Genomic DNA, 26,650 nt, shown 5'->3' on the forward strand with positions numbered 1-26,650 from the left:
CTTACTCCTTTCTTATCAGGAGAACCCGTTTAAATGATTAATTCCTTTTTAAATTCCAAAAGGTCCGCTTTTTGAATTTCAAAGTTCAATGCTTTTGAATAATATTGAATGGTTTCTTGCAGTCCCTTAGCTAGTGAATACCGTGGATGCCAATTAAACTCGTTAATAGCCTTTCTATTATCCAACATACTATTTAGAACCTCGCCTATTCTGACACCTTGATATGTTGGTTTTATATCCGTCCTCCCCAACACTACAGAGACTTGATAAAATAATTCTTCAATTGTTGTTTCTGTACAAGAACTAATATTGAATACTCCTTTTGCATCCCCAACTAAAGCTAAACAACAAGCTGCTGCGATGTCCTTCACATAAATAAAGTCTCTTGTTTGGTTACCACCGTATATATTTATTTTTTTATCAGCTAATAATCGATCGATAAATATGGAAATGACACCTGCTTCACCGTTTGCATTCTGCCTTGGACCATACACATTTGAAAACCTTAATATACAGCTATCCAAACCATTAAATGTACTGTAGTGCTGTATATATTTTTCTGCTGAATATTTCGAAAGCGCATAAAATGATGATGCGTGAATTGGATGGTTCTCATCCACCGGCAGATAAGACGGTTCACCGTATACCGCTGCAGTGGAGGCAAATAAAAACTTTTTCACTCTATATCTCTTTGATAGTTGAAGAATGTTGACCGTTCCAGCAGTATTAGTAAAAAAGTCTAAATACGGATCATTCATCGATACCATAACAGAGGCTTGCGCAGCTAAATGAATAACATAATCCGGTTGTTCTTGTTCAAATATTGATTCTACTTTCGAATCATTAATATCCATTCGGAATAGCTTTATATTTTCCGGAAGATTTTCAAGATATCCTGTCACGCAATTATCAAGTACGATAACTTCAAATTGATCATTCAATAATTCTTCCACGACATGCGAGCCAATGAACCCTGCGCCCCCAGTTACTAATACTTTCAAAAGATGACCTCCCTTGCTTTTATTTTTATAATATTTCTTTAAAGTTATCTTCTACAATACATTTTCACTTAAGCAATCGGATTCTTTACCACTCAGGTAACATTTATCTGTGCTATCAAAACTTAATTGGTTTAATGGCATGGAAAAACGTACCATTCCGGACATGTTTCGCGTTATCCAGCAAATAGTTCAGATATTCGTGTGAGAACTTTTTCCTCAAATACCTATGGGTTATTTCAGAAAAGAAGTGATCTTCCTCAAATACTTCATCGGATGAAACAAAGTGCACCAAATTATGCTTACAGAGTTTATTGACAAATTTCCGGATCACCTTACCCTTTTTCCCGATAAGACTCGCTTCATCAATTTGCACCAGTGCGCCTTTCGCAACAAGTGTATACAATTTATTAGGATTCGATCTTAAATCGCTGTTTACTTCCGCATTCACAATGATTGGGATATATCCAAGTAACTGAATTTCATAAAAAGTAGTAGAAGCAGAACTCGGAACTTCGTGATGAGGGAATTTAATGAACATATATTTCTCATTGGTAGCAACAGGCAGTAGATTTATCTTGATCCTCTTCACCAAGTTACAATAATCTTGTATTTCATTGCCTATTTCCAGATGCACCTTTTCTCCAATAGGCAATCGATTTTTTACTTTGAATAAAGTCTGATCACTTAATTCTATGACCATCCCCATCCCCCTCATATATTAGTAGTCAATACTTATGACAAATGTATTTCCCATCAATTTGGCTGACTTGATAGGCAAGTGCACATTTCACTCATTATCCCTGTATCCCATGATCAACACAGCTTCCTTTAAAATGTTAATTTCTCTCTGCAATCGCTGATTATCTTCACGTAGATTAAACAATTCCATTTCTTCATAGAAATCATTATCTTGAAGACTTGCCGCCGCACCGCGTGCATTTGTCCATTTTTCGTTGTTTGAAATAACTGAGGCATACTTTAGCAAGATTTCTTTTCTAGATATTCCATTCCTATAAGGAAGCGTAATTTGCATTTTGTGTTCCTCTGCAAACTTATTTTTTTCGTGAGTCATTGTCACATCTCCCCACATTTCATTCTTCTACTTGTTCTACATACTTTACAATTTCGTTTATGTTTTAGTGTTTACGATCATCTGTGTTGTTTTCCGAAACATTCGGATTAAAAAAAATATGCCCAAGGGGTATATTTAAATAGTCCGATACTTTTTGCATCGTTTTGGCACTTGGCAAATACGATCCTGTTTCAATTCTAGAGAGAGCTGCGCGACTAATATCAAGATGTTTCGACATCTCTTCTTGTGTTACACCTTGAATTTTACGATATTTTTTAATATTATTTTCAAGCACTAGATTAGTAACTCCTTCCTATAATTTGTTCGGTGTTACAACACATATTATACTCTTTTGTTTTTTTTGTCAACACATTTATGTTATTATTAATGTGTTGATCATTTGGTTAAGTTACTATGACTTTCCAATAGTTATCGCAACACATAACGTAAACACACTGATATACGGTATTACATTTTGAATATGCATCAAGAAAACGACAATCTTTATCAGATTGTTTATGAACTTCTCCCTAATAAATATAGTATCTTAGCGCAATATAGTTTATTATTTAGGTATATACTACTTACAGTATAGCAATTATATATCGCAACCCTACGTGCAGGGTTGCACAAAAATTAAAATTTATATATTATTAGAACTCAAATATTGAAGATGGACGTGAATACAAGTGAATAAATTCGGAGAGCAGATTCGCCAGTTTCGAAAAAGCAAAAAACTAACTTTAAGAGCTTTAGCTGAAATGTCAAACTTGAGTTACTCATTTATCGCTTCTTTAGAAAAAGGACGCTATAATCCCTCAAGAGAATCCATCTATTCTATTGCAAAACCATTAGGTGCAGATGTAAATGAACTATTAATGCTCGCGGGATTTCTTCCAGATCAACACGATACAAATGAAAATCAGCAATCAAAACATAGCGAATTTACTTCTTCTAGTGAAACGTTTGAGCTAGAAGATATTATGAAGTTACAAGTAACCTTTGAAGGAAAAAGAGTTAAAGAAGCGGATAAAATAGCACTTCTTGCATTTTTGCAAACAATAGCTGGAATGAAAAGTTCTGAATGATATTATGTATTATTTCCATAAAAAACAGCTAATTAATTAAAAATAGTATCAATAAAGAGTCTTGATTTTATTTAAAAACATATAATATGAAAAGTTTTATTGTTTTTATTCATAAACTTACAATTCAGCTTTTTTCTTCATTCAATTTTGTATTTTAAAAATCCATTTCCCAACTACGACTGCCTGAACCATAATGAAAAATGGAGTATTTATTTGTCTTGATTTTTAATTTGTTTGTCAGTTGTACACTACAAGCGAATTTTTAAGCTAAAGGTTTGGGGGTGTAGAAGAATGGCTGGAAGTACTGATAAGAAGAAAAGGAAATGGTTTTGGATTCTTTGCGGGATTGGCATCATTGTTGCTACTGTACTTATTTATGGAGTAATGCTCTACATAGAATTAACGAGGACAGTCCAAGAAATACATGAACCGATTAAGCGAGAACCGCAAGTCAAACGCACTGAAGCGATTGCTTTGAACGAACTGAATCCTTTTTCAGTATTGGTTCTTGGTGTAGACGAACGTGCGGGGGATGCGGGGAGATCTGATACCATGATTGTCCTGACAATAAATCCAAGACTTAATGGAATGAAGATGGTCAGTATTCCCAGGGACACTTATACTGAGATTATCGGAAAAGATATAAAAGATAAAATCAACCATGCTTTTTCTTTTGGCGGTATTGAAATGGCCATGGACAGTGTTGAGAACTTTTTAGATATCCCCATTGATTATGTAGTACAAGTAAATATGGAAAGCTTTAAAGATATTGTCGATGCGGTCGGCGGTATAAAAATAAAGAATACCTTAGACTTTGAAATCGAAGGTCATCATTTTCCGGTAGGAGACTTATCAATGAATGGCGCAGATGCCCTTGCATTTGTCAGGATGAGATACGACGATCCGAACGGTGACTTTGGTCGACAGGATCGACAGAAATACGTCATTCAGGAGGTGCTGAAAAAAGGGGCTTCCTTAAAAAGCCTGGTAAACTATCGAAACATTTTCAGTTCAATTGAAAACAACGTACGTACAAATATGACTTTCGAAGATATGAAAGAATTACAAGCAAATTATAAAGAGACAGTGAATCACATAGACCAACTGGTTTTTAAAGACGGTGAGGGAATGAAAATCAATGGTGTTTGGTATTATGTTATGAATGACACAGAGTTAGAAACAATGAGGAATGAATTAAAAGTTCATTTGGAGCTATAAACAGATCTGATGAATGATTCCATCTATCCAAACCAAAATCATTTTTTGTTTACGAGAAAGAATATCAAAAGACCAGTTAGCTCTGGCCTTGCCCTATTGAACCATCTTTATAAAATCCAATATAGACGCAAAAAAGTCTTCCAATCGATTTTACTCGATTAGAAGACTTTTTGATTCATTACTTACTTTTTCACATCAACAATACGGCCTTCAATTGCAGGTGAAACTGTTCCAAGATTTTTCATGTGATCACGCAGGTTCACCCAGTCATCAAGCCCAAGATCTTTAACACGGCCTTTATCATATGCATCGCCAAGAACTTTGAAACCGTCCCCTCCACGTGCTGTAAAAGCATTTGTCGTCACTACATACTCTTTATCCATGTCGATGTCAACGAACTCACCGTTGATTTTCACTTTCATGGACTGAACACGATTGCCAACTTCTTTACTGCTGTCAAATGTCATCTTCATACCGGACATGTGAAGGAATCCGCCCTCTTCAATCGGAGAATTTCTAACACTGTGCTCCAGAGTATTTTTAATTTCAGCACCTGTCAGCGTAACAAGAGATAATGTATTTCCGAAAGGCAGTACTTCCATTACTTCGCCAATCGTGACAGGCCCTTTATTTATGCTGTTACGAATTCCTCCTCCGTTTTGAAGAGCAATTACAGTTTTCGGATCATATTCTTTTGCTTTTGCCAGCATTCCGTCAGTAATCAGGTTACCTAGTGCTGTTTCATTCGCACGGACGCTCGGCCCTGGATTATCTTCACCGCGGTGTCTCGGGTTGGGCAGATCAACTGTCAGATTTGCTCCGAATTCCTGTCCGAAAGTTTCCTCGATTTTTCCAGAGAACTTTTTAAGTACTTCAGCAGCTTCCGGATCTTCCGCCTTGTCGCTTAATTTGATCAATTCACCGGCATGTCCTGTGATTACGCCATTTTCGTCAAACTCCACGTCTATTGTTCCCAGATGAGTTAAATACTGATCAGCCTGAACAATAATCGTAGGATCTTTCTTTACTCCGTTAGAATCCTTATCCACAACTACCGGTTTAGATAATTTCGTATGCGAATGACCGCCGACAATAATATCTATGCCCTTGACGGATGCTGCCAGCAGTAAATCATTCCCTACAGACGGATCACTGTCGAAACCGATGTGATTCACTGAAATGATTTTGTTGACTCCCTGGCTTTCAAAGTACGCTACCGCTTTCTCGGCCGACTCTTTATAATCCAAAAACTTAACTGCTTTTGGGCTGGAGACGAATTCTGTACTTTCAGTAGTTAAACCGAAGATTCCTACTTTCTCGCCGTTCACTTCTTTTATAAGCCCTTTATGAATTTCTCCTAAGGCAGGAGTACTTGTAAACTCTGTCTCACTTACGATGTCTTTTAGCATAGGATCTTTAGAGAAATCAATATTTGTTCCAATCACAGGGAAATTAGCGCCTTTCACAAAGTTCGCCAGTGCCTGATGACCATTTTCGCTGTCGCCTAGATCAAATTCATGATTACCAAACACCATCGCGTCAAGACCCATCAAATTCATGAGTGCCATATCAGCTTGTCCTTCAAACTCCGTGAAATACAGTGTTCCAGAGAATGCGTCACCACCATGAAGAAGCAGGGCTTCTGGTTTTTCTTTTCGGATTTCTTTAATAGCGGTAATAGCTTTCGGCATTTCCGCAACGCGCGCGTGTGAATCATTCATATGCATCAGAGATAATGTAAAACCTGTCTCTTGGGGTTGTTCCGGCTTCTCAGGAGTCACTAACTGATTAGCACGATGAATAAATGATGCAAATGCCCCACGCGTTACCGGTTCATTAGGTCTGTAATCTTTTAACTGGTCGGTTAGTCCAAGGTTTGCTAAAATTTGTACACCTTTTTTGTGTGACTCGCCCACATTGGATAAGTTGATAGTAACTTTCTCACCAGAATCATATTGATCGAGATTCAATGCATTGACCAATACAGATGCCATTTGCTGTCTAGTTAAGGCTTGAGTAGGATTAAAGTTCCCTTTTTCATCACCTTTAAATACATTTGCATGTGTAAGCGTCGCCATCTCTTTTGCATAATAGCTGTTAGCTGTTAGATCTTTATACTGTTTTAAGACATCAGCCACATTAGACGGCTCCTGAAAATCACCCATTTTTGCCAAAATTAACGCTGCATGGCGGCGCTCAATTGAATTACCGGGCTTGAACTGACTTTCCGAATATCCACGAATAACATTTTGATCTGTTAAGGCTTTAATTGCTTCATAGTGCGTATTGTCTTTCGCTACGTCTTTATACCACTGTTCTACAGCTCCTACAGAAGCACCTGCAAGTACTACTGCACCTGCAACTACAAATGTCGAGCCAAACCTGCGTACATTTTTACTTTTCATATACGACTACCCCCTTAAAATAGTAATTAATTAAACTTAAATACTAAAATTTCAGAATCTACCTAAGTATAGTTAGAGAGCCGAAATATGTCAAGACAGTGATGTGATAATTGTCACAAATCAAATGGGGATTGGCAGTGCTTTTTACTGCTTTAAAAGAATTGTCTTTAAAACATGTGCTTGACAGCTTATTTATTATGCAGTCTGGGATTTGCGCTGCAGATGGGACGCTTTCCGCGGGCACGGCCTTAGCCGCTTCCCTCGCTTCGCTCAGTCCAGGGTCTTCGGCTCGCGCTGTTCCCGCAGGAGTCGCCCATCTTCCGCTCCAATCCTACCCGATAACATATAGTAAATTAGAATCCAGTCCTCAAATTTTGTAACATTTGTACGCAATAAATTATATGAAATCAGGAACAGATTTCAGTGAATTACCCCTTTAGAGACAATAGGATGTTTTCAGTTTGTATAAGTATAATTAACTGCTGCGTATATTAATATAATACTATTTTTTACTTTTTAAGTAATATCGTAGTTTTAAAGCTGGATTAATGGTAGAATAAGGACAAGTTTTGTAAAATAATATCAAATTAGGGTTTTCCACGGTTTATTAACCGTGTTTATTTTTACAGAAGACATGGGAATATCTCACTAAGTTGTAGATGTGAGACAAATTAATCAAAGGGGGATTTTAAATGGGAGAATTCTTGGCTGTGGTTGGAGCATTTACATTTCTAATCGGTCTAGTCATGTTAATCATTGCTATCATTAGAAAAAAACCTAAAAAGAAAGTGGGCATTGCTACGGGTGTTGGCTTCGTGATTATCATGATTGCAGGCTCAATACTTCCACCACCAGAAGAAACTGCTACCAGCAAAGAAAAGGTGGCTGTGGATAGCCAAAAAGAAAGTGGCGAAAAGAAAGAAAAAGCTTCAAAAGACGAGGAAGCAAAAAAAGTGGCTGCTGATAAAGCGGACGCGGAAAAGAAGAAACAAGCTGCCGAGAAAAAGAAGAAAGAACAACTCAATGTAAAAGGCACTGTAAAAGCAACTTCTGAAAAAGGAAAGATAAAAGTTGCTATTGATACCAATATACCCGATGGGAGTTTATTAGAAGTATCTTTGATAGACGGTAACTTGAATCATAAAAGTGGCTTCGTAAAAGTGAAAGATGGCATTGCGGAAACTTCATTCGATATTCCTTCTGATTGGAAACCAGCTCACTTTGCAGCGAACGCTATGTTCCGTTTCAATTTGGACGAACATCCGCAGCCTGAAGATATCAAAAATATCTATGGAGAAACAGGTAACAAAATGACCGGGGACCTTGCTTCCGAAAATCAACTAGGTGGTAAGAATGCTGTTTTCGAAACAGTCACTGTACCCTATCCTTCTGAAGAAGCAGTTAAGACTGAACAAGATAAATCTTTTAATCAGGCAATTGCTGAAATGAAAGAATTGGGTGGTGGAATCATTCTGGATGTTACGCCAAGGCAAGGCAATTGGGATATCGTCAACGTGGTAATAAGTGATGCCTGGTACTACTCACCCGATCATGAAAAAGAAAGGTTCGTAGATCAAATTGGGGAATTGGTGATGAACCTAGTGAACAACTCTGGTAAATACGAGGATCTAGTTTCTGTATATTTCGTAGATAGCTATGGATCCGATCTAGCAACACCAAAAATATTAGGCGGTTGGAAACTCAAGAAATAAGGTTGTGATTTCATGCAGCTTAGACAATACACAGATTACTGGGAGGAACGGGCCAACAAGGTCCTCTCCCATTTTCATTATACATACCCGGACGAAATCGATATGTACGACATCTGCTGGCGCTACGGCACCCGCATACTGCCACTGGACAAGCCGTTCACCGAGCCGTTAATCCAGGAAGACACGTTCTCATCATCTTAAAGCCTTCTCCCTGCCCGGTAAGCGCGGCAGACGCGGCACGATCTTTCTGAAAGAAGGACTGGATGCCATCGAGAAGAAACTGCTGATCGCGGAGGAGTTCTGTCACTTGTACGCCCATCACCAGACACAACTCAGCGCTGATCAATACGCCATCGACAAATGCGAGAACTAGGCTAAACGAATGGCCGCCTACCTCCTCATGCCAGTACGGTTCATAGAAGAAGTATACATCACCACCTTCGACCAGCCGGTTGTCATTTCAGAAGTGGCTGACTATTTTTTAGTCAGCCACGAGTTCGCAGCTTATCGACTTGAGTTGATATTCAGGCACCGAGTGGATGGGTTTGCCGCGGCTGGAGAGAAGTTGGGGACTTTGGAGTGGATTGATATTTAAAAGGACATACAATCCTTTATCGTAAAAAATACCTTTTTATTGAGGAGAGATACGAAATGACAATTAATAAATATCTTGACTTATCAGATCAACAAATAGAAAATTTAGCTCAACTTATGTCACTCGCGAAAAATTCTCACTTTAAAACAATAAACGAAAATTACAACAATATAATTCGGGGAAGAACGCTTATTGATAAGCAAAATCAAACTTTGCACTCTCTTATGAATCAAGAGATTAACTTTGAGTTTTTTAGAATTTGGATCACGAAGTTATTGTTAGATCAGTATAATGATATTTACATATTCGAACCTTCAAAAAAAGAGATAAATACTATTCGTATCAAAGCTGAGATGAAATTAGAAAAACTTAAAAAGAAACAAAAATTTATCTTCGACTTTAATAGTGATAATTTGAAAGGTATTGAGCTTATTCATGTCGAAGAAAGCGATCAAGAAATATTTTTCTCTTTTATAGCTCCTATATTTAAACTAGATAGTACTGTAACTCCTCCGGTAAATGAAAAATCGATATATTTCTTTTATGTATGGTATAATAAAAAGTTAAAACACTTTGTAATATCTCTTCCCTCAATTTCTAATATTGTTTCTTTCAATGGGACTAATATTAAAAGAAACGACTTCGATTGTATAGTTGGAATAATACAGAGATTTTTCTTTTCATCGTATGTTAAGATCGATTTCGAAAAAACTGAATGGATTTTAGAAGCTTTACAAAAAATCACAAAAGAGTTTTATCATCATAACAATGATATAATTGATAAAAAACTGGATATACTTGAAACAGAGAATCTTAATTCCGTTGCTGACACTATTCAAAAATTGGATTCTTCTTTTAATGATGATCTTACAAAAGCCCGAATTAAAAAAGCGTTAATGGATCTTCTGGAAAGTGAATTTATCATTCATTATGGACATAATATTAATAAAGACAGGAACTTTGAAGTGTTTTTACACGAAGCAATTAAAGGCGAAGTCAATTATACTGCACATAATAAAGCAAATTCATTTAGTTTTTTAGATTCAAGAGATATTATAAAAAAAATTCTATACAACTCCAATAATTCATCTATTGGTTTGATCTTTAATTTTGAGGAGAAACAATACCCATTTAAAGTCTTTAGAATGAACAATTATTTTGCTTTAAAATCTTTATCAAATAAAACGACGAGCAAGGAGGTTGTGGATAATGTACTATGTAAGCTTGTTGAATATCGTACAAGACCTAAAGCTGCAACTCCCGGTAAAAAAATTGCAAAAGATGAATAGATTGCTTTGTGAAACTTTACCGGATAGTACATTATCCCCTTCTTACTTATCTTTCGAAACAGATATTGACATTGAAATTATGAATAAGTTGCTAACCAGGTTAGCAAATGCAAACTTTATAGTACCTCAAATAGTGATTGATTGCTGTAATACAGACGAAGACATGATTCACCGATTTACTTTTGTCAGTCAAAGAGCTTTAATTGATTTTATTAAAAAAAATAATAGAGTATGTCCAGAATGCCTTTCGGAATTTGATTTCGATAATGGAATAGTCTTTTTTAAAACAAAGCCCATGTACAAAGAAGGTATATGATTATGGTAAATGGTGTAAAACTAAATGATTATGTAGATAACTCAGATGATAATACTGTTTGGTCTCCCATTACGTCTGAGGAAGATAAGAAAGAATTTTCTTATCATATCGAGGAAGTAAAAAGAGCATTTGAGTCAGGGACAAAAAAAGAAAAAGGGGATTCATTAGAAACTTTAATGACTTTTATTTTTGAAAGATTATCTTGTGCAATAGTAGAGCATGATGTTTTGATTAGTGATAATCAAATCGATCACCTAATCGATTTTATAGAAGGCCTTACTCCGACTTTTATTAAAGATCATTTTGGTTTGAGAATAATTGGAGAGTCAAAGAATCATGCTGAATCTATATCTGGACGAGAAGTAACAAATTTAAGTGATCTTTTGGAATTTAGAGAAGCAAAAAGCGGAATATTTTCATCAGTTAAATCCTTCTCTAAAAGAGGTAAAAGCTTTTGGACTTACGGAGAAGGTACGAGAAGGAAAATCTTCCTTAGAAAAAGACAAACAATTATAGGATTTAGTTTAAAAGAATTAGAGTCTTTAACAGAAAATAATTTTTATACTATGTTGAAAACTAAATTTGGTTGTCTGAGTGATGAAATAAATGATAACCTAAGTGACGTTGATGATAGCGTACCATATCCAGACAAACTCTATAAGTCTTTAGAACAGTTATATAAACTAGGAATATTAGATACTGACGCCTATTTAAAATCAAAGAAAAATATTAACGATAAATACGGGCCTAACACATTAATCTAATTCAATTATAAATTATTACTCACCAGAATGGTGAGTTTTCTTTAAATCTAATAAGAACATATATTCTTACAAAGGAGTGATGACAAATGAGAACTGCCATATACATCCGCGTATCCACCAAACTCCAAGAAGACCGCTACAGCCTAAACGCTCAGACAACCGAGCTGACAAGCTATGCTCAATCACAAAACTGGCACATCGTCGATATCTTTAAAGACGTAGACAGCGGAACTAAGCTGAACAAAGATGGCTTAGAAGCTATGCTCGACCAGGTAGAAGACGGAAAGATTGATGTAGTCCTCTGCATCGAACAGGACCGCCTCTCCCGTCTAGATACAATTAAGTGGGAGTACATAAAAGGCGTACTACGTGAGAACCATGTGAAAATTGCAGAGCCTGGCAGCGTGGTGGACTTGGCCAATGAGGATGATGAGTTCATATCAAATTTGAAGAATTTGCTTGCCCAGCGTTCCCGACGTGACCTACTACGTAAGATGATGCGCGGGAAACGGCAGAAGACCCGGGAAGGCAAAGTGTGGGGCAAGCAGCCGGAAGAGTATCATTATAACAAGGACACCGAGGAAATCACGGTGAATGAGGAACGGTCCTGGCTGATCCCCTACATCGACGATCTGTACATTGAGAAGCGTCTGGGCGCGACGACAATTGCTAGAGAGTTGAACAAAGTTAGCAAGACGGCTGAAAGTAAACGCTGGACGAGCCAGCAGGTACTCAGCAAGCTAAAGAACCCCGCCTATCATGGTGTGCTGCAGAAGTCGTTCATCAACGGCGAAACAATTACTGTACCCGTGTCTATCCCCTGCTGCGCACTGAGCTGATGTATGCCCGGATCCAGAATGAATTGAATCGGCGGTATCGGCGCAACCAGCAGATCCCCATTTCCTCCGGGACGTGACGATCATCTGCGCATCATGCCAAAAAGAAATCAGCGTGAAGAAACAATACACATACAATAAAGATAAATCGCAAAGATATGGCCTATATGTACTTACACACACGAATAACGAGACGCATAAGGCATGCCAGGTAAAGCCGTGCATCAATGATAAACGCATCAAGCATCGTATCGCCCAGGCTGTGAAAGATATCTTGACTGATACCGAAAAGATTGCCGACTATATCGATTCTGATTTCGATGAGGCTGAGCTTGCACGTCTGGATGCTGATGTGAAGCGATTGGAGAAAATAAAGTCCGATATGCACGGTAAGATGGACAAGCTGCTGGATCTCTATCTGGATGATAAATAGTCAAAAGAAAAGTTAGATGAACGTCATAGTCTATTGGAGAAACAGGCACAGCAAATACAGAATGATTTGAAGGAACGGAAACGAAAGAGGAATTTAATTCAGAAAGATAAGTTGAATTTTGATACAGTTGCAGAGTTTTTCCGAGTGGCCAGCCGTTTTGAAGAACTGCTCGATCCCATTGATCAGCAGAAATTGATAGGGAGTCTGTTTCCTTCTGCTACTTTACAGGATGATCTTTTGATCTTGCACGCCCTTCTCCCGCAGGAAGTAAATGTGGATGTGAAGATTCGGAATGAATCGAAATATGAAGAAGCAAAGGAACGGGAAATGTTAGAGAATGCTCGAGAGCGTCATGTTCTTGCGCAGAAGACCCTGACGGAGCATCGAGGATAGTCACTTGAAGCGCTTAGCAAAATTATTGGAAGCCAGCCTTCTACATTGAAACGGGACCAGGAACGATTTGGTCCGTTCAAACATTTAGCACCGAACAAACAATGTCCTGACTTGAAGAAACAGCGAGTTATCGTATTGCAGAATGAATTGCGAAAAAACCCGAATATAAGTGGTCGGCAATTGGAAAAACATACAGGAATAAATCGCAAGATGATTTATAAACTAATGAAAGAAGAGGAGTTGAAGCGCTGACCGCCTCGACTCCCCTCTTTTTATTTGACCAAATCTCTTAGAAGCTGTTCAGCATTCAACTTATTTTGTGTCTGCCCTGCTTCCTGTGCTCCGATACAGATCGGACAGCCAATTTCACAGCGGCAATCATTAATATGCTCAGCAGTCATGCTTAGTAGCTCATTCCAACGGTTAAAGATATTCTCACTCAGACCGATGCCGCCCGGGTAGCTGTCATAAATGTAGAATGTCGGTTTCTGGGTATGTGTAGCCTTCACCTGCGGAACGACATGGATGTCACTTCGGTCACACTTCACGAATAGAGGAATAAGTGACTGGATGGCATAAGCTGCCGAACTCATGGCATCTGTTAGGCTGGACTTCTCCCAACCTTCCGGAAGATCGAATGCAAGCCAAGTACCATTCGTATGCAGTTCCTCAGCCGGTAACGATATTGGACCCGAACCGATATTGTCGTGACTATTTCCAAACTTAATCTTCTTAAATATCGTCGGAATCGCCAGCACCGCCAAATCGCCGTATGCCCATGTCCGATCTTCTGTATCGATTCTCTTATCCTCACTGATTACTTTCAATTCCACTGCAAGATTCGCATCAGTGAAATAATCAACGTCGACTACTGTGACATACGCCTTCTTTTCTTCCCAATCCAGTTTCTCCACTTGATACTGCGTTCCTTGATGCAAATAAATCGCTTCTTCATGCAGCAGTGTCATTGCACTGAAGCGATCCATCTCCCCAATCACACGGGTCTCTTTCGGAAACGACTGATCGATGATAATGACATTTTCCTGAGAAGCAGAACGCAGGCTTATCTCCCCTGCCGGAAAACGATCGGTCATCCAGTGCCATTTATCCGAAGTTTGCAGCAATACGCCTTCGCTCTGCAGGAATGCCAACAACTCCTGTACTTCAAATTCGCCGTACGTTTCCGTTGAACTGAATGGCAATTCGAATGAAGCGCACTTTAGATGATCCATTAAAATCAGCATATTATCTGGATGAATATGAATCTCTTCCGGCTGCTGACCTAACAGATAAGAAGGATGCTTGATAATGTATTGATCGAGCGGCATGGACTGCGCAACGTAAATTATGAGTGCATCTTCCTGGCGTCTACCCGCTCTTCCTGCCTGCTGTAATGCACTTGCAATATTTCCCGGGTAGCCCGTCATAATACAGGCTTGCAACTGCCCAATATCAATTCCAAGTTCCAGTGCGTTCGTGCTGACGACTGTTCGGATATTACCGTTTTTCAGGCCACTTTCAATTTTTCTGCGTTCAGATGGTAAATAACCGCCGCGGTAGCCCATCACCGTTTCATCAAACAACTTCTTTTTCGTCAGTTCCTTCATATAAGTAACGAGCATTTCCACACGGACACGGCTGCGAGCGAAAATGATGGTCTGGATATGCTCCTGATACAAAAACGCGCCAAGATCACGGACTTCCAGCACTGCACTTCTGCGTATACCAAATACATCATGTACAATCGGCGGATTATAGAATACGAAATGCTTTTTACCACGCGGTGCACCGTTTTTGTCAATGAGCACCATCTCTTTATTCGTTAGATTCTCAGCTAATTCTTTTGCATTGGAAATCGTCGCAGAAGTGCAGATGAAAATCGGATCGCTTCCGTAAAACCGGCAGATCCGTTGCAGTCTCCGCATAACGTGCGCGACATGACTGCCAAACACACCTTTATACGTGTGAAGTTCGTCGACTACGATATACTTCAGATTTTCGAACAATGAAATCCACTTTGTATGATGCGGCAATATAGCTGAATGCAGCATATCTGGATTTGTCAGAATGATATGTCCTGATTTCCGGACTTTTGAACGCAGTCCGGGCGCAGTATCACCGTCGTACGTATGGCTCAAAATCTTCTCTCCGCTCGCTTCGATCAGATTATGCAAATCCGCCAATTGATCCTGCGCCAAAGCTTTTGTCGGGAACAGGTACAGCGCTCGTGATGACGAGTTGTCCAAAATGGACTGCAATACCGGCAGATGATAACAAAGTGATTTTCCCGATGCCGTCGGTGTAATTGCAGTAATGGAATGACCTTCACGCACCGCGTCAAATGCCTGGCGCTGATGGCTGTAAAGTTGTGTAATCCCCTTATCAGCCAACGCCTGTCGTATGGAAGGGTGTAGCACAGGAGGGAAATCTGCAACTATGGCTTCCTGCTCTTTCTGTGTCTCAATATATGAAATGTTCGGTCCGAAACGCGAATCATTAAACATTTGCTGAATCAGATCAGGAATATTTAACTTAGTCATTCGGCTGATCCTTTCCTTTTTCACTTGCCAATGCGGTTAAGACGGTCTGTAGTGTGTAACGAGCTGCGTTGATAGAGAGGATAAAACGCTTTTTGCCTGTCGCTTTGTAAAAAGACTGGACGACAAACTGCGTCATGGCATCTTTCGTCGAATCAATTTGGACAGCATGTACATATTTCGGCTTTGCTTTTTGTATCCACTCTTTCATTTCAATAGCCCAGCCCGCAATTGCTTGGTGACTGATGTCTGCGTATGGTTTCACCTCTTCAAAAAACTCCGGGTCATGATCTGTTTCTCTCATTGTATAAAAACGCTCTTCACATTCATCACAAATGGCGAGCAGTTTATTTGTTTCATCTAATAGACTCATTGGGATAACTCCTTCTTCATTTCGTCACTGTCTTCATTTTATCAGAAAAGCCTGCACCTCTCCACTTTCTGCGAACAAACATTCCAAAATAGCCAATGAACCTGTCCATGTCGGTCGTGTGAAACTTTCTTTTTAGTAACTCGTCAAATAACGTGTATGGTATGATTGAGCGTACGAGGTGGTCAATTTGGCGATTCGTTATCCAAACGGAAAAAAATATACTCCGTCCGTACCTGCAAATAAAAAGAAATCCTATGACTATTCTTTCAGTAATCGGGGTAAGTCATTAGAGGATGAGTTAAACGATACAAATGAATATTACCTGGCTCACAGTCTGGCCGTGATCCATAAAAAACCTGTGCCGATACAAGTAGTCAATGTCAGGTACCCTTCAAGGAGTGCTGCGGTCATTACAGAAGCCTATTTCCGTACCCCTTCCACTACAGATTATAATGGCGTGTGGAATGGTTTTTACATGGATTTTGAAGCGAAAGAGACGAAAAACAAAACTTCTCTGCCGCTGCAAAATATTCATTTGCATCAAGTAGAACATATGAAACAAGTAATCGAACAATCAGGGTTGGCTTTTTTTATTATTCATTTTAGCTTACTTGATCGCTATTTCTTATTGCCGTTTGATGTGTTTCTCCCCTTGTGGAATCGAATGGAAGACGGCGGAAGAAAGTCGATTACGCTTGATGAAATTGAAGAACGTTCAATTGAAATCGAGACCGGTTACCAACCCAGGTTGGATTATTTACAGGCTGTTCAACAATGGATTCAGCAAAAAAGACTAGATATAGATAGTGAAAGGCAGGAAGAAAAATGAGTGACAATATAAACTCAAGGACGGCAAGAAGAAAGCAGCAGGAGAAGCAGCAGAAAAAGAAGCCGCGCAAAAATTCACCAAAAGGTATTTTCAAAAAAGTCATTATGGGAATCTTTCTTTTGGGACTCGCTGTATTGGTCGGCGGTGCATCGCTGTTTGCCTTTTATGCAAGCTCGGCTCCAGATTTAGATGAAGAATTACTGAAAGATCCATTGACATCCAATTTCATGGACAAAAATGGAGAAATCTTCCTGAAATTTGGTGCGGAAAAACGAGATTATGTACCGTATGATGAAATTCCTCAGCAAATGAAAGACGCCATTCTGGCCACGGAAGACGTACGTTTCTTCGAGCATGGCGGCATGGATTTTTATCGTTTAGGCGGCGCAGTGCTCGGTAACTTGCGGGGAGGGTTTGGATCTCAAGGTGCTTCCACTCTGACACAACAAGTTATTAAGAACTCTTTCCTTAATAAAGAGAAGACTCTGAAACGGAAAGCTCAGGAAGCATGGCTTGCTTTTAAATTAGAAAGAGAATACTCAAAAGAAGAAATTTTTGAAATGTATTTCAATAAAGTGCTGATGTCCGGGAATCGCTACGGTTTCGGTACGGGTGCCAGCTACTTCTTCGGCAAAAAACTGAATGAGCTGGAATTGCCCGAAATGGCAATGCTTGCGGGAATGCCTCAGTATCCAAACGGCTATAATCCTTTTAAACATCCAGAACGTGCAGAAAAGCGACGCAATATCGTTCTGACACTTATGCAAAGACATGAAAAGATTACAAAAAATGAAATGGAAGCAGCAAAGAAAGTGCCGGTTACATCTACTCTCTTAGCAGAGGAAGAACGGGATTCGAATGGCAAATATCCGGCCTATGTGGATGCGGTGCTTGATGAACTTGAAGCAGCGGGATACTCTGATTTATTAGCAGAAGGCATCACGGTGCATACTTCATTGGACCCTAAAGTGCAGGAAACAGTTGAAGCGGCAATAGACGATCCAAGTTATTACGAATCAGAAGAAATGCAGGCTGGTATGACAGTACTTGATACGCAGACAAGTGCCATCGTCGCAATTGGTGGCGGTCGAGAGTATGCCGGACGAAATATGAACTTCGCAGAGCAGAAGCGGGCGCCTGGATCAAGTATCAAACCAATTCTTTCCTACGGTCCAGCCATTGAATATATGGACTGGTCTACAGGACAAAAAGTTGTTGATGAACCTTATAAATATAAGGGCTCAAATAAGTCGATCAATAACGCGGACGGTCGTTTCCTCGGCACACTGACTATGCGTGAAGCACTGTATTATTCCCGTAATATTCCAGCTGTCAAAGCTTTTGAGGAAGTTGGAGCAAAAAAAGCGGAAGGATTCGCTTCTGGACTCGGACTCACATACAAAGACATCAGTTCGTCTAACGCATTAGGCGGCGGCGACGAATTCTCCACTATTCAAATGGCTGGTGCGTATGCAGCGTTTGGTAACGGCGGAATTTATACAAAACCGCATGCTGTATCGAAAATTACGATGCGTGACGGCAAGACGGAGAAAAATCTGCGTCCTGATCCTGTAACGGCAATGAAAGATTCCACAGCCTATATGATTACCGATGTACTGCGTGAAGTGCTTTCATCTAAAGGTACAGCACCAAATGCAGCGATCAGCGGATTGGACATTGCCGGCAAAACCGGTACAACCAATTATTCTGCTAAAACGATGAAAAAACATAATATGAAGAGTACAGATGTACCGGATACCTGGTTCACCGGTTACACAACAGAATATACAATTTCTACATGGGGCGGTTATGCAGACTATGTGACGCCTATCTCTACCTACGATAAAGGCCGTCATGTACCGCAGAAATTATTCCGTACAGTCATGGGCAGTATCGCGAATAATCCAGGACAATTTAAACAGCCTGACTCAGTAGAAGAAGCAACAATTGTCAAAGGCAGTGACCCGATTGTTTTGGCAAGTTCATTCTCGTCAGGCGCAGTGAGCTCTGAGTTATTTGTTAAAGGTACTTTGCCTACTCAGCAAGAAATACCTGAAACAATTACAATACCGAGTCCAACCGATTTGACTGCTCAATTTGATGCAAACAATAATACGGTAGGACTGCAGTGGAATTATGATGTTGCGGATGAATTCGATGATCTCGGCGACCCTCAGTTCAGTGTAAATGTCTCAGTTGACGGAGGCGGGATGCAAAACATCACGACTACTTCTGATGAACAGGCTGTGTTCTCTGGTGTGGAAGTAGGGAAAAGCTATACATTCTCCGTCAGCGCCAGTATGGGTGGTTACACGAGCGGTGCTACTACGGTTACATTATCCATTGAAGGCGCGGATGACCAGGAGATAGAACAGCCAGATCAGGACGATCAAGACGATAATGGCAATAATGATCAAAATAATGGCGATGAGGATGATGATCAGAATCAGAATGACAATTCCGATCAAGACAACTCCAATAATCAAGGTCAGGGTCAAGATAATCAAAACAACCAAGGCAATGAAAACGGACAAAATAATCAAGGCAACCAGAATAACCAAGGACAAGGAAATCAAGGTGGTCAAGGTCAAGGTCAAGGTCAAGGTCAAGGTCAAGGCCAGGGCCAGGGACAAGGAAATAGCCCGAGCATTTCGACCCCTAACTCGTCTAAGTCTAACAACAACTAAAGAAAGAGGATGTTCGGAAAGTCATTTTCAGCTGACTTTTCTGACATCCTCTTCATTTTTTCCTTTAGAATAAAGAAAGGCGCGGTGAAATGCTGGCTTGGCTCGTTCGTTGGGGAGATTCGTGCGGTGTAGCTTTACTAATGCTCGGTTCAGGCTTGTTTTGGCGCGCCAAGTTAGACCTTTGGTGCGGTACACCGGAGTATTGGTTCGTTCCCCTGCCTATCAGCTTCTATTCAACTAAAAAAAGACTGACCAAGAAGACAGATTATCTCCTAGTTCAGTCCTAACTTTATTTCTGCACTCGCAGTCGAGCAGCCTTCTTTTTAACTTCCTCATAAAGCATCGTTAATTGTATCAGCGCATAGTGACTCGTGTTCTGAAGCTTAATGAAATCTATTCGTTCCTGATAGTTATTCGGCTCCAGTACATAGTGCATCTTGCCCGTAAACTTGTTTTCTTCCATTCCACTGCTTTCAATCAGCTGCTCAAGCGGCTCAATTGCCGACTGAAGTAATTCCAGTCTTTCCGGTGTATGTGAAGCATAAGCGGTTTGGAGATCAGGTCTCAGCCTGTCCCATTCTGCTAATAGATGTTGCACTGAGTCTTTTAGTTCCTGTTGGTTCATTTTGCTTTCATCCTTTTCTGGCCCTCTCTGCATAAATGAAGCAGCGGACATTCAGGACAATTCGGATTTTGCGCTTTACAATGATAGCGGCCAAAGAAAATCACCTGATGATGTGTCTGTGTCCACTTTTCCATCGGAGTCCAACGCATGATTTTTTCTTCCACATCAATCGGACGGTCTTTCCATCGGTTCATGCCCAGGCGCTTGGCGACGCGTTCCACATGTGTATCGACAGCCAATGCCGGTACGCCAAACGCGTTTGAGACAACTACATTCGCTGTTTTGCGTCCGACACCCGGCAATGTCATCATGACATCACGGCTCGCCGGCACTTCCCCTTCATAGTCTTCGATCAATAGTTCACTCAATGCTTTAATATTCTTTGATTTATTGCGCCATAGTCCGATGGAACGTATATCCTGCTGCAGCTCCTCTATAGACACCAGTACATAATCTTCTGGCCCTTTATACTTCTGAAACAGATCAGCAGTGACACGGTTCACCAGGACATCTGTACATTGAGCAGACAACAATGTTGCAATCAGTAACTCAAACGGATTTTTATGAACAAGTTCACAATGAGCATCCGGGAACATCTCGTCGAAAGTTTGCAGGCAGACTTGCCATTGTGTTTTTGTCAGCATAGTATCTCCTATTCCCGTTCCTCTAGCCAATTATAGAAAGGTACGCGTTTAACCGGATTTTCTGGCGTCTGATTAGCAGCGACAGCTGCAACAGGGCGAAAAGCCTGTGTCTGTCTTTCTACGTCTTTCATCGTTTTGACGTTTTTCTTTTTCCATTCAAATAAAATCCGGTCAATGTACCGCAAGCTCATTTTCTGAGCTAACACTGCTTCTCTTAATGCGGCTCGTATAATTTCAGCTGTGTGGCCATCTTTATCGATCCACATCGCAATGGTTTCACATTCCATCGGGGATAAAAACCGTCCAAATTCCTGTTCAAACAACGTATAGACTTCCCCTTCTTCATTCTTACTTTGCTTCTCCTGCTTCTCGGCTTCCTGCTTCACAAGAAGCTCTGTGAGACGATTCCATAAAGGCATAAGCGAAAAACGTTCATGAAGCACTGCTCTTTCATCCGTGCTCTGTTCAATAGCGAATAATCCTTTTTGCATGAGCCGCTGCAGACTCTCCGTGATTTCTTTTTCGCTAAGTTGCATGCGGCTGGCAATATCTACAGGGGTGGGAAAATGATTTCCAACGCCTTGAAACGACAAAATCTGCAATACAACCATGGCATCACTGTCTGAAATTAACAGTTGTCTGTAATGTTGAAAAAAGAGCTGGGAAATAGATACATTTCCCTGCTCAATCCAAATTTTCAGCCGTTCATCTTGCTGCATAATTGAAACTTCCTCTCATCAGCAAATGACTATTTGCTTCTGTACTTTCCAAGGGATGCGGTCAGGCTTTCCAATGATCTTTCACAAACTGTGCGATGCGATCGACACCTTTTTCCAGTTGGTCGATCGATGTTGCGTATGATAAACGGATTGTTGTATCGGATCCGAAACCTGATCCCGGAATAACCGCTACTTTTGCTTCCGTTAATAACGCACTTGCAAAATCATCCACTGAATCATATCCTGTATTCTTCATCGCTTCGCCTACGTCCGGCAAGAAGTAGAAAGCACCTTCAGGCTTCAATACATGAAATCCTGGGATCGCCGCAAGCTTCGGATAAATTTGATTCATTCTTGATTCGAAATCTTTACGCATCACTTCTACTGCATCCTGAGGTCCGTTATACGCCTCAAGTGCCGCATATTGTGAAGTTGTCGCAGGATTAGATGTAGAGTGACTTGCTAAGTTTGTCATCGCGCCGACTACTTCTGCATCACCTGCAATATAGCCAATCCGCCAGCCAGTCATCGAGTGTGACTTCGATACGCCGTTAATAATGAGCGTACGCTCTTTTGCGTCATCTGACAATTGTGCAATCGACACATGTTCTTTACCGTCATAGACAAGTTTTTCATAAATTTCATCTGAAATGATCCAAATATCTTTTTCACGGCACACATCTGCAATGGCCTGTAATTCTTCTTTTGTATAAATCATTCCTGTTGGGTTGCCCGGTGAATTGATGATTAACGCTTTGGTCTTCTCTGTCGCAGCTTCGCCAATCTGTTTAGCTGTGACTTTAAATTGTTCAGCTGCCGTTCCCTCAATAAATACCGGTACGCCTTCTGCCAATTTCACCTGTTCAGGATAACTGACCCAGTATGGAGACGGAATGATAATTTCATCCCCTTTGTCTAGCAGCACTTGAAACAGTGTGAACAAAACGTGCTTTGCTCCTATGCCAACCAATACTTCTTTACGGTCGTAAGTCAATCCCTGATCTCTCTTCAATTTGTCAATTATCGCATCTTTTAATACCGGAAGTCCGCCGGATGGAGTATATTTTGTCTTGCCATCTTTCATCGATTGATAAGCTGCACCCAAAATGTTTTCAGGTGTGTTGTAGTCCGGCTCGCCTGCTCCCAAACCAACTACATCGATGCCCGATGCTTTCATTTCTTTAGCTTTCGCTGTAATCGCTAATGTTGTAGATGGTGCTAACGTTTGTACTCTTGATGCTAATTGTTTTCTCAAATTGTCCGCTCCCCTTTAATCCTAATTCCACTCTCATCTATAAATTCATAATTCGCTTACGCCACTCGCCATCCTCAAAGTTCAGATAGACATAATTCAAGCTTTCATCTTCACCCACATATGCCACTTCCCAGAGTAAATTCTCTTTTTCCAGCCCGAGTGATGAATGAAGAATTTTCTTGACCTTGTCTTCTTTTTTCACGATGTCTGCGGCTTTTTGCTCTGTAATACCTTTTTTGGGCGAAACACTGCGGATGACTTTTCCTGCCTGCTCATCCACTAAAATTATTTTGTCCTTTCCTTCTCCATCTATTCCGTAAACAGAAACCAATGAAGTAGTGCCATGATACACATCCGCACGATCGACTGTCGCAAGCTTTCCTTCCTGACGCGCAATATCAATTGCAGCATCCCGTGAAGAAGCAAATGGCTTTTCCGCCTGATAGAAGACAATAATCGTAATCGTGACAAAAAGGGTTAGTAAAAAAACGGATAAAAATTTAATCCAATTGACCATATGCAGCCCTTCCTATCGAATAAAACTTGATTTTTGATAATTCTTTTTCCTAATTTCAGGAAGTAAAAAGTATCCAGTGCCTGTCGAGACTAAACCGCGCCTTCCGCTTTTACTTTATCCAGCTGCAAGCACCTAGAGGCTCGGGTCATAAGTCAAAGTTGCTGTGCGACAAAGAACGCCGCTTCGCAACTTCGCCTTATGCCTGCCGCCTCTGAACAGGCGCTTTCCGCTTTTACTTCATCAATCATTATAGCAATTTTCGATCTCGTTCACCAGAGTCTCCAAGGATACTTTTTTCACAAAAGATTTTGGCAATGCTTCCAAGAAATTTCTTCCATAGGATTTCGTTTCGATACGCCGATCCAGGATGATAAAGAATCCTTTTTCATCTGACGAGCGAATCAATCTTCCGAAACCTTGGCGGAAACGAAGTATTGCTTCCGGCAGGCCAAGATGCGTGAAGGCGTTTTTCCTATCTTCCTGTAAAAGGGCAGCACGTGCTTTATACAGTGGTTCTTCAGGAGAAGTGAATGGGAGGCGGACAATGACGACAGCCGATAATTCGTCGCTCGGTACATCGACGCCTTCCCAAAAACTTGTCGTGCCGAATAAAATGGCTTTCTCTTGCTGTTTAAACGTCTTCAGAAGCTTATGACGACTACCCGAACTGACGCCTTGCGCAATCAACATATAATCTTCTTGAAGCGACCCGCTGTCGAGAATTTCTTCATACGTTTTTTTCAGCATGTCATGTGACAGGAATAAAGCGAAAACACGTCCGTTAATCGCTACTGCTGTCTGAATCAGCGAATCCGCCACTGCTGCAATATATTCATCGTTCGTCACTTGCTGAATATCCGGCATATCTTCCACTATGAAAGTATTTGCACCTGCATAAAAATTATTCGGCGCATCATAAGTATATAGCGGGACTGTGTCGGAAACACCGATTTGATCCAGCACAAACCGTTCGTCCTTACCTGCTGTTAACGTACCTGATGTCCAAATGATTCCTACTTCACCTTCTAGCCGGTCTAGGAAGGAACGAACAACCGGACTAGCATGAATCGGACTTTTTTTAATCCGCAAACTGCCCGGCAGACTTCTGCTATCTTTCTCCATCCATACTGTTGTGTTATTTGTCGCTTCATCCAAGAACAACTCTACCCATTCGCCCGCTTTGATTTTCATTTCATCGAGCCAATAAAGCCACTCATTTACCGCGGCCTGCTCATGCAGTGTCAATTCATTCGGCACTTTTTCTAAAGGAGCAATGTAATTTTCAGCTTGCGAAATATAGTGATTCATTTTTCGCAGGACCGTCCGGAAACTGTCTGACTCTGGCAATTGTTTCTGCAGCGTTTCAACTGTACGTGTCGAACGCTGATTCCCATGCTTCGTACTCGCATTCATTAGCGCGATCATTGACTCATCAAACGCAAGCATGAATTCTTCAAAAGATTGCTGTAATTTTTCAGTAGCGTATTTATGATTAAAATGAAAACGCAATAAGATCTCTTGAATATCAAATAGCAGCTGCCCGTTGCTGAATGAATTCAGCTGACTCATGACGTATTTCCAATTTGTATAGGAAAAGACCTGCTCATGCGTACGAATCGCCGCTTGATATATCTGATGAGCTTCATCTGCAATAAGACCGCCAATTGACTGAAACAATGGATCGTTTCGTTCTTTATCGTTCATCAGCATCGCGTGATTGGTTACGACGATCATCGACTTTCTGCTCCGCGCAACAATACGCGAGTAAAAATCTGCAGCCCGTTCATCTTCTTTCAATAATGTGGAACGCTTTCGAATTCGATCGACAAACAGTTGACCGCCGCCTGAGACATTCACTTCATCGACATCGCCTGTCTGTGTCTCTGTTAGCCAGACGAGCAACTGCATGATTGTCATGGAATCATCATAGACTTCGTCGGTAAAACGCAATAATTCCTCGAATTTCCCCAATGAAATATAATTAGCCATGCCTTTGATGACAGTAGTCGGTATTTGCAATTGCAACGCTTTTTCCAGCTGTTCCACTTCTTCCGCTAACTTATCGACCAGATGATTGGTGTACGTGCTGATGACTACAGGCTTTCTAGTCATAGATGCTTGCAGTACGGCAGGAATTAAATAACCGATTGTTTTGCCTACTCCTGTTGGGATTTCGACAGCCACTTGTTTCTTTTCAGCGAAAGCCTGCCAAGTTAGATCCATCAGTTCAGCCTGGCCTCTTCTAACATGAAACTTCGAGCTGATCATCTGCAGTAACTGTTCTTTTTCTTCATCAGTGGATGGGAAATCCAGCGACGCAGTAGGAAATACCGGTGTTTCTTTCATTTTCAGGAATGGGATTCCTCGAAAGAAAGCAAAATCCCTAGATGTTTCCCTGCCTTGCGCCGCGCGCCGTCCTTCGTAAAATAACGTAGACAGATCTGATTTGAGTGCAAATGAACGCTCGTGAAGACGATCCAGCGTTTCTCTAGGCAGCGTATCGATCTTCGCTATTGCCTGCAATAAGAATTTGGCTGTTGCTTCCGCATCGTCATCTGCCCGGTGTGCTTGATGGAGAGAGATATGCAGTGCTTCGGCAATGTCCTGCAATCGATAGCTCTGCAGCGTAGGATACAGAATCTTCGCAAGCTCTACAGTATCAATCTTTTGTCCATGCCATTTTGCAACTCCGCATCGCTCAAGTTCTTTTTGCAAAAAGGACACGTCAAAGTCGGTATTATGCGCAACAAATACACACCCGGCCAATAAATCTGCTACTTCCTGCGCGATTTCTTCAAATGGGGGTGCGTCTGCTACGTCCTGATCACCGATTGAAGTTAATTGGTGAATGAAGGGCGGAATGGCACGCTGAGGATGCACGTAACGCATATATGTATCGATAATTTGGTTGTTTTCAATGAAGACAATTGCAATCTGTATGATTCGGTCGCCCTTAGAAGGTGAATGACCCGTGGTTTCCAGATCCACAACTGCGTATTTGCTTGTAGACATCCCATCATCCACTTCCTATTTTGGTTTCTCTAGCAAATTGTATCATACTTAGCACGCCTACTCACGTCTTGCCCTCACCAAAAAAGAAACCCATATGCTTTAAAATGGGTTTCTTGGGTTTATACCTTTTAAAGATAATTTGTGGTGATATACGTTTCCCTACATTTCGAGCGGACGCGTTCTGGAGGGCCCGCGGTGAGCTAATCCTCCCAGAGCATTCCTGTTTGGTTAGTGGAGCCCTATTGAAATAGAAAAGTCCCCTTGGTATGATTCGGGGGTGTCAAGGCATCGACTACTTGACCCCTAATAATAACCAAGGAGGACTCACAT

26 protein-coding genes are annotated in these 26,650 nt (G+C 40.7%); 13 read left to right on the forward strand and 13 right to left on the reverse strand.

Annotated elements, in window-relative coordinates; translation table 11 throughout:
* Positions 1–29: 29 nt before the first annotated feature.
* From Q1J64_RS14625 to Q1J64_RS14640, 4 genes are all read right to left on the reverse strand, one after another.
* Entirely contained in the window at positions 30–1,001 is a 972-nt protein-coding gene (locus Q1J64_RS14625) for an NAD-dependent epimerase/dehydratase family protein (protein ID WP_301109836.1), read from the reverse strand.
* Positions 1,002–1,116: 115 nt separating this feature from the next.
* On the reverse strand, positions 1,117–1,701 hold the full coding sequence (locus Q1J64_RS14630; protein ID WP_301109837.1) for a CpsB/CapC family capsule biosynthesis tyrosine phosphatase: 585 nt from the start codon (positions 1,699–1,701) through the stop codon (positions 1,117–1,119).
* An 87-nt stretch (positions 1,702–1,788) separates the two neighbouring features.
* Positions 1,789–2,073 carry a hypothetical protein gene (locus tag Q1J64_RS14635; protein WP_301109838.1) on the reverse strand — a complete coding sequence of 95 codons (285 nt, stop codon included), beginning with the start codon at positions 2,071–2,073 and terminating at the stop codon, positions 1,789–1,791.
* Between the two features lie 64 nt (positions 2,074–2,137).
* Positions 2,138–2,368 (reverse strand): helix-turn-helix transcriptional regulator, encoded by a 231-nt coding sequence (locus tag Q1J64_RS14640; RefSeq protein WP_301109839.1) that lies wholly within the window; start codon positions 2,366–2,368, stop codon positions 2,138–2,140.
* A 394-nt stretch (positions 2,369–2,762) separates the two neighbouring features.
* Between Q1J64_RS14640 and Q1J64_RS14645 the strand changes: the two genes are divergently transcribed.
* Both Q1J64_RS14645 and Q1J64_RS14650 read left to right on the forward strand, forming a co-directional pair.
* A complete protein-coding gene (locus Q1J64_RS14645) occupies positions 2,763–3,161 on the forward strand; it encodes a helix-turn-helix domain-containing protein (RefSeq protein WP_301109840.1) in 399 nt (132 codons plus the stop codon).
* Between the two features lie 291 nt (positions 3,162–3,452).
* Positions 3,453–4,379, forward strand: a complete 927-nt coding sequence (locus tag Q1J64_RS14650; protein WP_301109841.1) for an LCP family glycopolymer transferase — start codon at positions 3,453–3,455, stop codon at positions 4,377–4,379.
* A 182-nt stretch (positions 4,380–4,561) separates the two neighbouring features.
* On the opposite strand, the gene Q1J64_RS14655 is transcribed toward Q1J64_RS14650, so the two are convergent.
* Positions 4,562–6,784: a 5'-nucleotidase C-terminal domain-containing protein gene (locus Q1J64_RS14655; RefSeq protein ID WP_301109842.1), complete on the reverse strand. Its 2,223-nt coding sequence runs from the start codon at positions 6,782–6,784 to the stop codon at positions 4,562–4,564.
* Between the two features lie 692 nt (positions 6,785–7,476).
* On the opposite strand from Q1J64_RS14655, the gene Q1J64_RS14660 reads away from it, so the two are divergent.
* The 9 genes from Q1J64_RS14660 to Q1J64_RS14695 all read left to right on the forward strand — a co-directional run bounded on the left by Q1J64_RS14660 (position 7,477) and on the right by Q1J64_RS14695 (position 13,374).
* Positions 7,477–8,496 carry a hypothetical protein gene (locus Q1J64_RS14660; RefSeq protein ID WP_301109844.1) on the forward strand — a complete coding sequence of 340 codons (1,020 nt, stop codon included), beginning with the start codon at positions 7,477–7,479 and terminating at the stop codon, positions 8,494–8,496.
* Positions 8,497–8,707: 211 nt separating this feature from the next.
* Positions 8,708–8,869: an ImmA/IrrE family metallo-endopeptidase gene (locus tag Q1J64_RS16745; RefSeq protein ID WP_367183442.1), complete on the forward strand. Its 162-nt coding sequence runs from the start codon at positions 8,708–8,710 to the stop codon at positions 8,867–8,869.
* 27 nt (positions 8,870–8,896) lie between these two features.
* Positions 8,897–9,091, forward strand: coding sequence for a hypothetical protein (locus Q1J64_RS14665; RefSeq protein WP_301109845.1), 195 nt, complete (start codon positions 8,897–8,899; stop codon positions 9,089–9,091).
* 56 nt (positions 9,092–9,147) lie between these two features.
* The gene (locus Q1J64_RS14670) at positions 9,148–10,380 is read left to right on the forward strand and encodes a hypothetical protein (RefSeq protein ID WP_301109846.1); all 1,233 of its coding nucleotides are present in this window, start codon (positions 9,148–9,150) and stop codon (positions 10,378–10,380) included.
* A gap of 318 nt (positions 10,381–10,698) precedes the next feature.
* On the forward strand, positions 10,699–11,460 hold the full coding sequence (locus Q1J64_RS14675) for a hypothetical protein (protein ID WP_301109847.1): 762 nt from the start codon (positions 10,699–10,701) through the stop codon (positions 11,458–11,460).
* Positions 11,461–11,546: 86 nt separating this feature from the next.
* The gene (locus tag Q1J64_RS14680; protein WP_301109848.1) at positions 11,547–12,299 is read left to right on the forward strand and encodes a recombinase family protein; all 753 of its coding nucleotides are present in this window, start codon (positions 11,547–11,549) and stop codon (positions 12,297–12,299) included.
* Positions 12,300–12,411: 112 nt separating this feature from the next.
* Entirely contained in the window at positions 12,412–12,729 is a 318-nt protein-coding gene (locus tag Q1J64_RS14685; protein ID WP_301109849.1) for a hypothetical protein, read from the forward strand.
* Positions 12,730–12,762: 33 nt separating this feature from the next.
* Positions 12,763–13,122 carry a hypothetical protein gene (locus Q1J64_RS14690; RefSeq protein WP_301109850.1) on the forward strand — a complete coding sequence of 120 codons (360 nt, stop codon included), beginning with the start codon at positions 12,763–12,765 and terminating at the stop codon, positions 13,120–13,122.
* A 45-nt stretch (positions 13,123–13,167) separates the two neighbouring features.
* Positions 13,168–13,374 carry a hypothetical protein gene (locus Q1J64_RS14695; RefSeq protein ID WP_301109851.1) on the forward strand — a complete coding sequence of 69 codons (207 nt, stop codon included), beginning with the start codon at positions 13,168–13,170 and terminating at the stop codon, positions 13,372–13,374.
* A 20-nt stretch (positions 13,375–13,394) separates the two neighbouring features.
* Here the strand turns inward: Q1J64_RS14695 and Q1J64_RS14700 are convergent, their stop codons facing one another.
* Positions 13,395–15,662, reverse strand: a complete 2,268-nt coding sequence (locus Q1J64_RS14700; RefSeq protein WP_483315965.1) for a DEAD/DEAH box helicase — start codon at positions 15,660–15,662, stop codon at positions 13,395–13,397.
* Complete coding sequence (locus Q1J64_RS14705) at positions 15,655–16,032, reverse strand: YppE family protein (protein WP_301109852.1); 378 nt, start codon at positions 16,030–16,032, stop codon at positions 15,655–15,657. The genes Q1J64_RS14700 and Q1J64_RS14705 overlap by 8 nt, the downstream gene beginning before the upstream one ends.
* Before the next feature lie 187 nt (positions 16,033–16,219).
* Between Q1J64_RS14705 and recU the strand changes: the two genes are divergently transcribed.
* Positions 16,220–16,861, forward strand: a complete 642-nt coding sequence (gene recU, locus Q1J64_RS14710) for a Holliday junction resolvase RecU (protein ID WP_301109853.1) — start codon at positions 16,220–16,222, stop codon at positions 16,859–16,861.
* The gene (locus Q1J64_RS14715; RefSeq protein ID WP_301109854.1) at positions 16,858–19,548 is read left to right on the forward strand and encodes a transglycosylase domain-containing protein; all 2,691 of its coding nucleotides are present in this window, start codon (positions 16,858–16,860) and stop codon (positions 19,546–19,548) included. Before recU ends, Q1J64_RS14715 begins: the two co-directional genes overlap by 4 nt.
* A gap of 289 nt (positions 19,549–19,837) precedes the next feature.
* Here Q1J64_RS14715 and Q1J64_RS14720 read toward each other — a convergent pair whose 3' ends face one another.
* The 6 genes from Q1J64_RS14720 to dinG form a co-directional block, all read right to left on the reverse strand.
* The gene (locus Q1J64_RS14720) at positions 19,838–20,173 is read right to left on the reverse strand and encodes a YpoC family protein (protein ID WP_301109855.1); all 336 of its coding nucleotides are present in this window, start codon (positions 20,171–20,173) and stop codon (positions 19,838–19,840) included.
* Entirely contained in the window at positions 20,170–20,817 is a 648-nt protein-coding gene (gene nth, locus Q1J64_RS14725) for an endonuclease III (protein ID WP_301109856.1), read from the reverse strand. Before nth ends, Q1J64_RS14720 begins: the two co-directional genes overlap by 4 nt.
* 8 nt (positions 20,818–20,825) lie before the next feature.
* Positions 20,826–21,536, reverse strand: a complete 711-nt coding sequence (locus Q1J64_RS14730) for a DnaD domain-containing protein (protein WP_301109857.1) — start codon at positions 21,534–21,536, stop codon at positions 20,826–20,828.
* Positions 21,537–21,597: 61 nt separating this feature from the next.
* A complete protein-coding gene (locus Q1J64_RS14735; RefSeq protein WP_301109858.1) occupies positions 21,598–22,791 on the reverse strand; it encodes a pyridoxal phosphate-dependent aminotransferase in 1,194 nt (397 codons plus the stop codon).
* A gap of 37 nt (positions 22,792–22,828) precedes the next feature.
* Positions 22,829–23,308: a cell wall elongation regulator TseB-like domain-containing protein gene (locus tag Q1J64_RS14740; RefSeq protein ID WP_301109859.1), complete on the reverse strand. Its 480-nt coding sequence runs from the start codon at positions 23,306–23,308 to the stop codon at positions 22,829–22,831.
* A 240-nt stretch (positions 23,309–23,548) separates the two neighbouring features.
* A complete protein-coding gene (gene dinG / locus Q1J64_RS14745; protein WP_301109860.1) occupies positions 23,549–26,320 on the reverse strand; it encodes an ATP-dependent DNA helicase DinG in 2,772 nt (923 codons plus the stop codon).
* Between the last annotated feature and the right edge of the window lie 330 nt (positions 26,321–26,650).

It is taken from the genome of Sporosarcina sp. (genome assembly GCF_029257255.1).
Taxonomy (GTDB): domain Bacteria; phylum Bacillota; class Bacilli; order Bacillales_A; family Planococcaceae; genus Sporosarcina.

Excerpts from the sequence above, each read along its gene's own strand:
- Q1J64_RS14655 (WP_301109842.1), bottom strand. The coding sequence starts at position 6,784 with ATGAAAAGTAAAAATGTACGCAGGTTTGGCTCGACATTTGTAGTTGCA.
- Q1J64_RS14680 (WP_301109848.1), top strand. The coding sequence starts at position 11,547 with ATGAGAACTGCCATATACATCCGCGTATCCACCAAACTCCAAGAAGAC.
- Q1J64_RS14665 (WP_301109845.1), top strand. The coding sequence starts at position 8,897 with ATGCCAGTACGGTTCATAGAAGAAGTATACATCACCACCTTCGACCAG.
- Q1J64_RS14635 (WP_301109838.1), bottom strand. The coding sequence starts at position 2,073 with ATGACTCACGAAAAAAATAAGTTTGCAGAGGAACACAAAATGCAAATT.
- Q1J64_RS14730 (WP_301109857.1), bottom strand. The coding sequence starts at position 21,536 with ATGCAGCAAGATGAACGGCTGAAAATTTGGATTGAGCAGGGAAATGTA.
- Q1J64_RS14715 (WP_301109854.1), top strand. The coding sequence starts at position 16,858 with ATGAGTGACAATATAAACTCAAGGACGGCAAGAAGAAAGCAGCAGGAG.
- Q1J64_RS14705 (WP_301109852.1), bottom strand. The coding sequence starts at position 16,032 with ATGAGTCTATTAGATGAAACAAATAAACTGCTCGCCATTTGTGATGAA.
- dinG (WP_301109860.1), bottom strand. The coding sequence starts at position 26,320 with ATGTCTACAAGCAAATACGCAGTTGTGGATCTGGAAACCACGGGTCAT.
- Q1J64_RS14650 (WP_301109841.1), top strand. The coding sequence starts at position 3,453 with ATGGCTGGAAGTACTGATAAGAAGAAAAGGAAATGGTTTTGGATTCTT.
- Q1J64_RS14675 (WP_301109847.1), top strand. The coding sequence starts at position 10,699 with ATGGTAAATGGTGTAAAACTAAATGATTATGTAGATAACTCAGATGAT.
- Q1J64_RS14630 (WP_301109837.1), bottom strand. The coding sequence starts at position 1,701 with ATGGTCATAGAATTAAGTGATCAGACTTTATTCAAAGTAAAAAATCGA.
- nth (WP_301109856.1), bottom strand. The coding sequence starts at position 20,817 with ATGCTGACAAAAACACAATGGCAAGTCTGCCTGCAAACTTTCGACGAG.
- Q1J64_RS14720 (WP_301109855.1), bottom strand. The coding sequence starts at position 20,173 with ATGAACCAACAGGAACTAAAAGACTCAGTGCAACATCTATTAGCAGAA.
- Q1J64_RS14660 (WP_301109844.1), top strand. The coding sequence starts at position 7,477 with ATGGGAGAATTCTTGGCTGTGGTTGGAGCATTTACATTTCTAATCGGT.
- Q1J64_RS14740 (WP_301109859.1), bottom strand. The coding sequence starts at position 23,308 with ATGGTCAATTGGATTAAATTTTTATCCGTTTTTTTACTAACCCTTTTT.
- Q1J64_RS14670 (WP_301109846.1), top strand. The coding sequence starts at position 9,148 with ATGACAATTAATAAATATCTTGACTTATCAGATCAACAAATAGAAAAT.
- Q1J64_RS14700 (WP_483315965.1), bottom strand. The coding sequence starts at position 15,662 with ATGACTAAGTTAAATATTCCTGATCTGATTCAGCAAATGTTTAATGAT.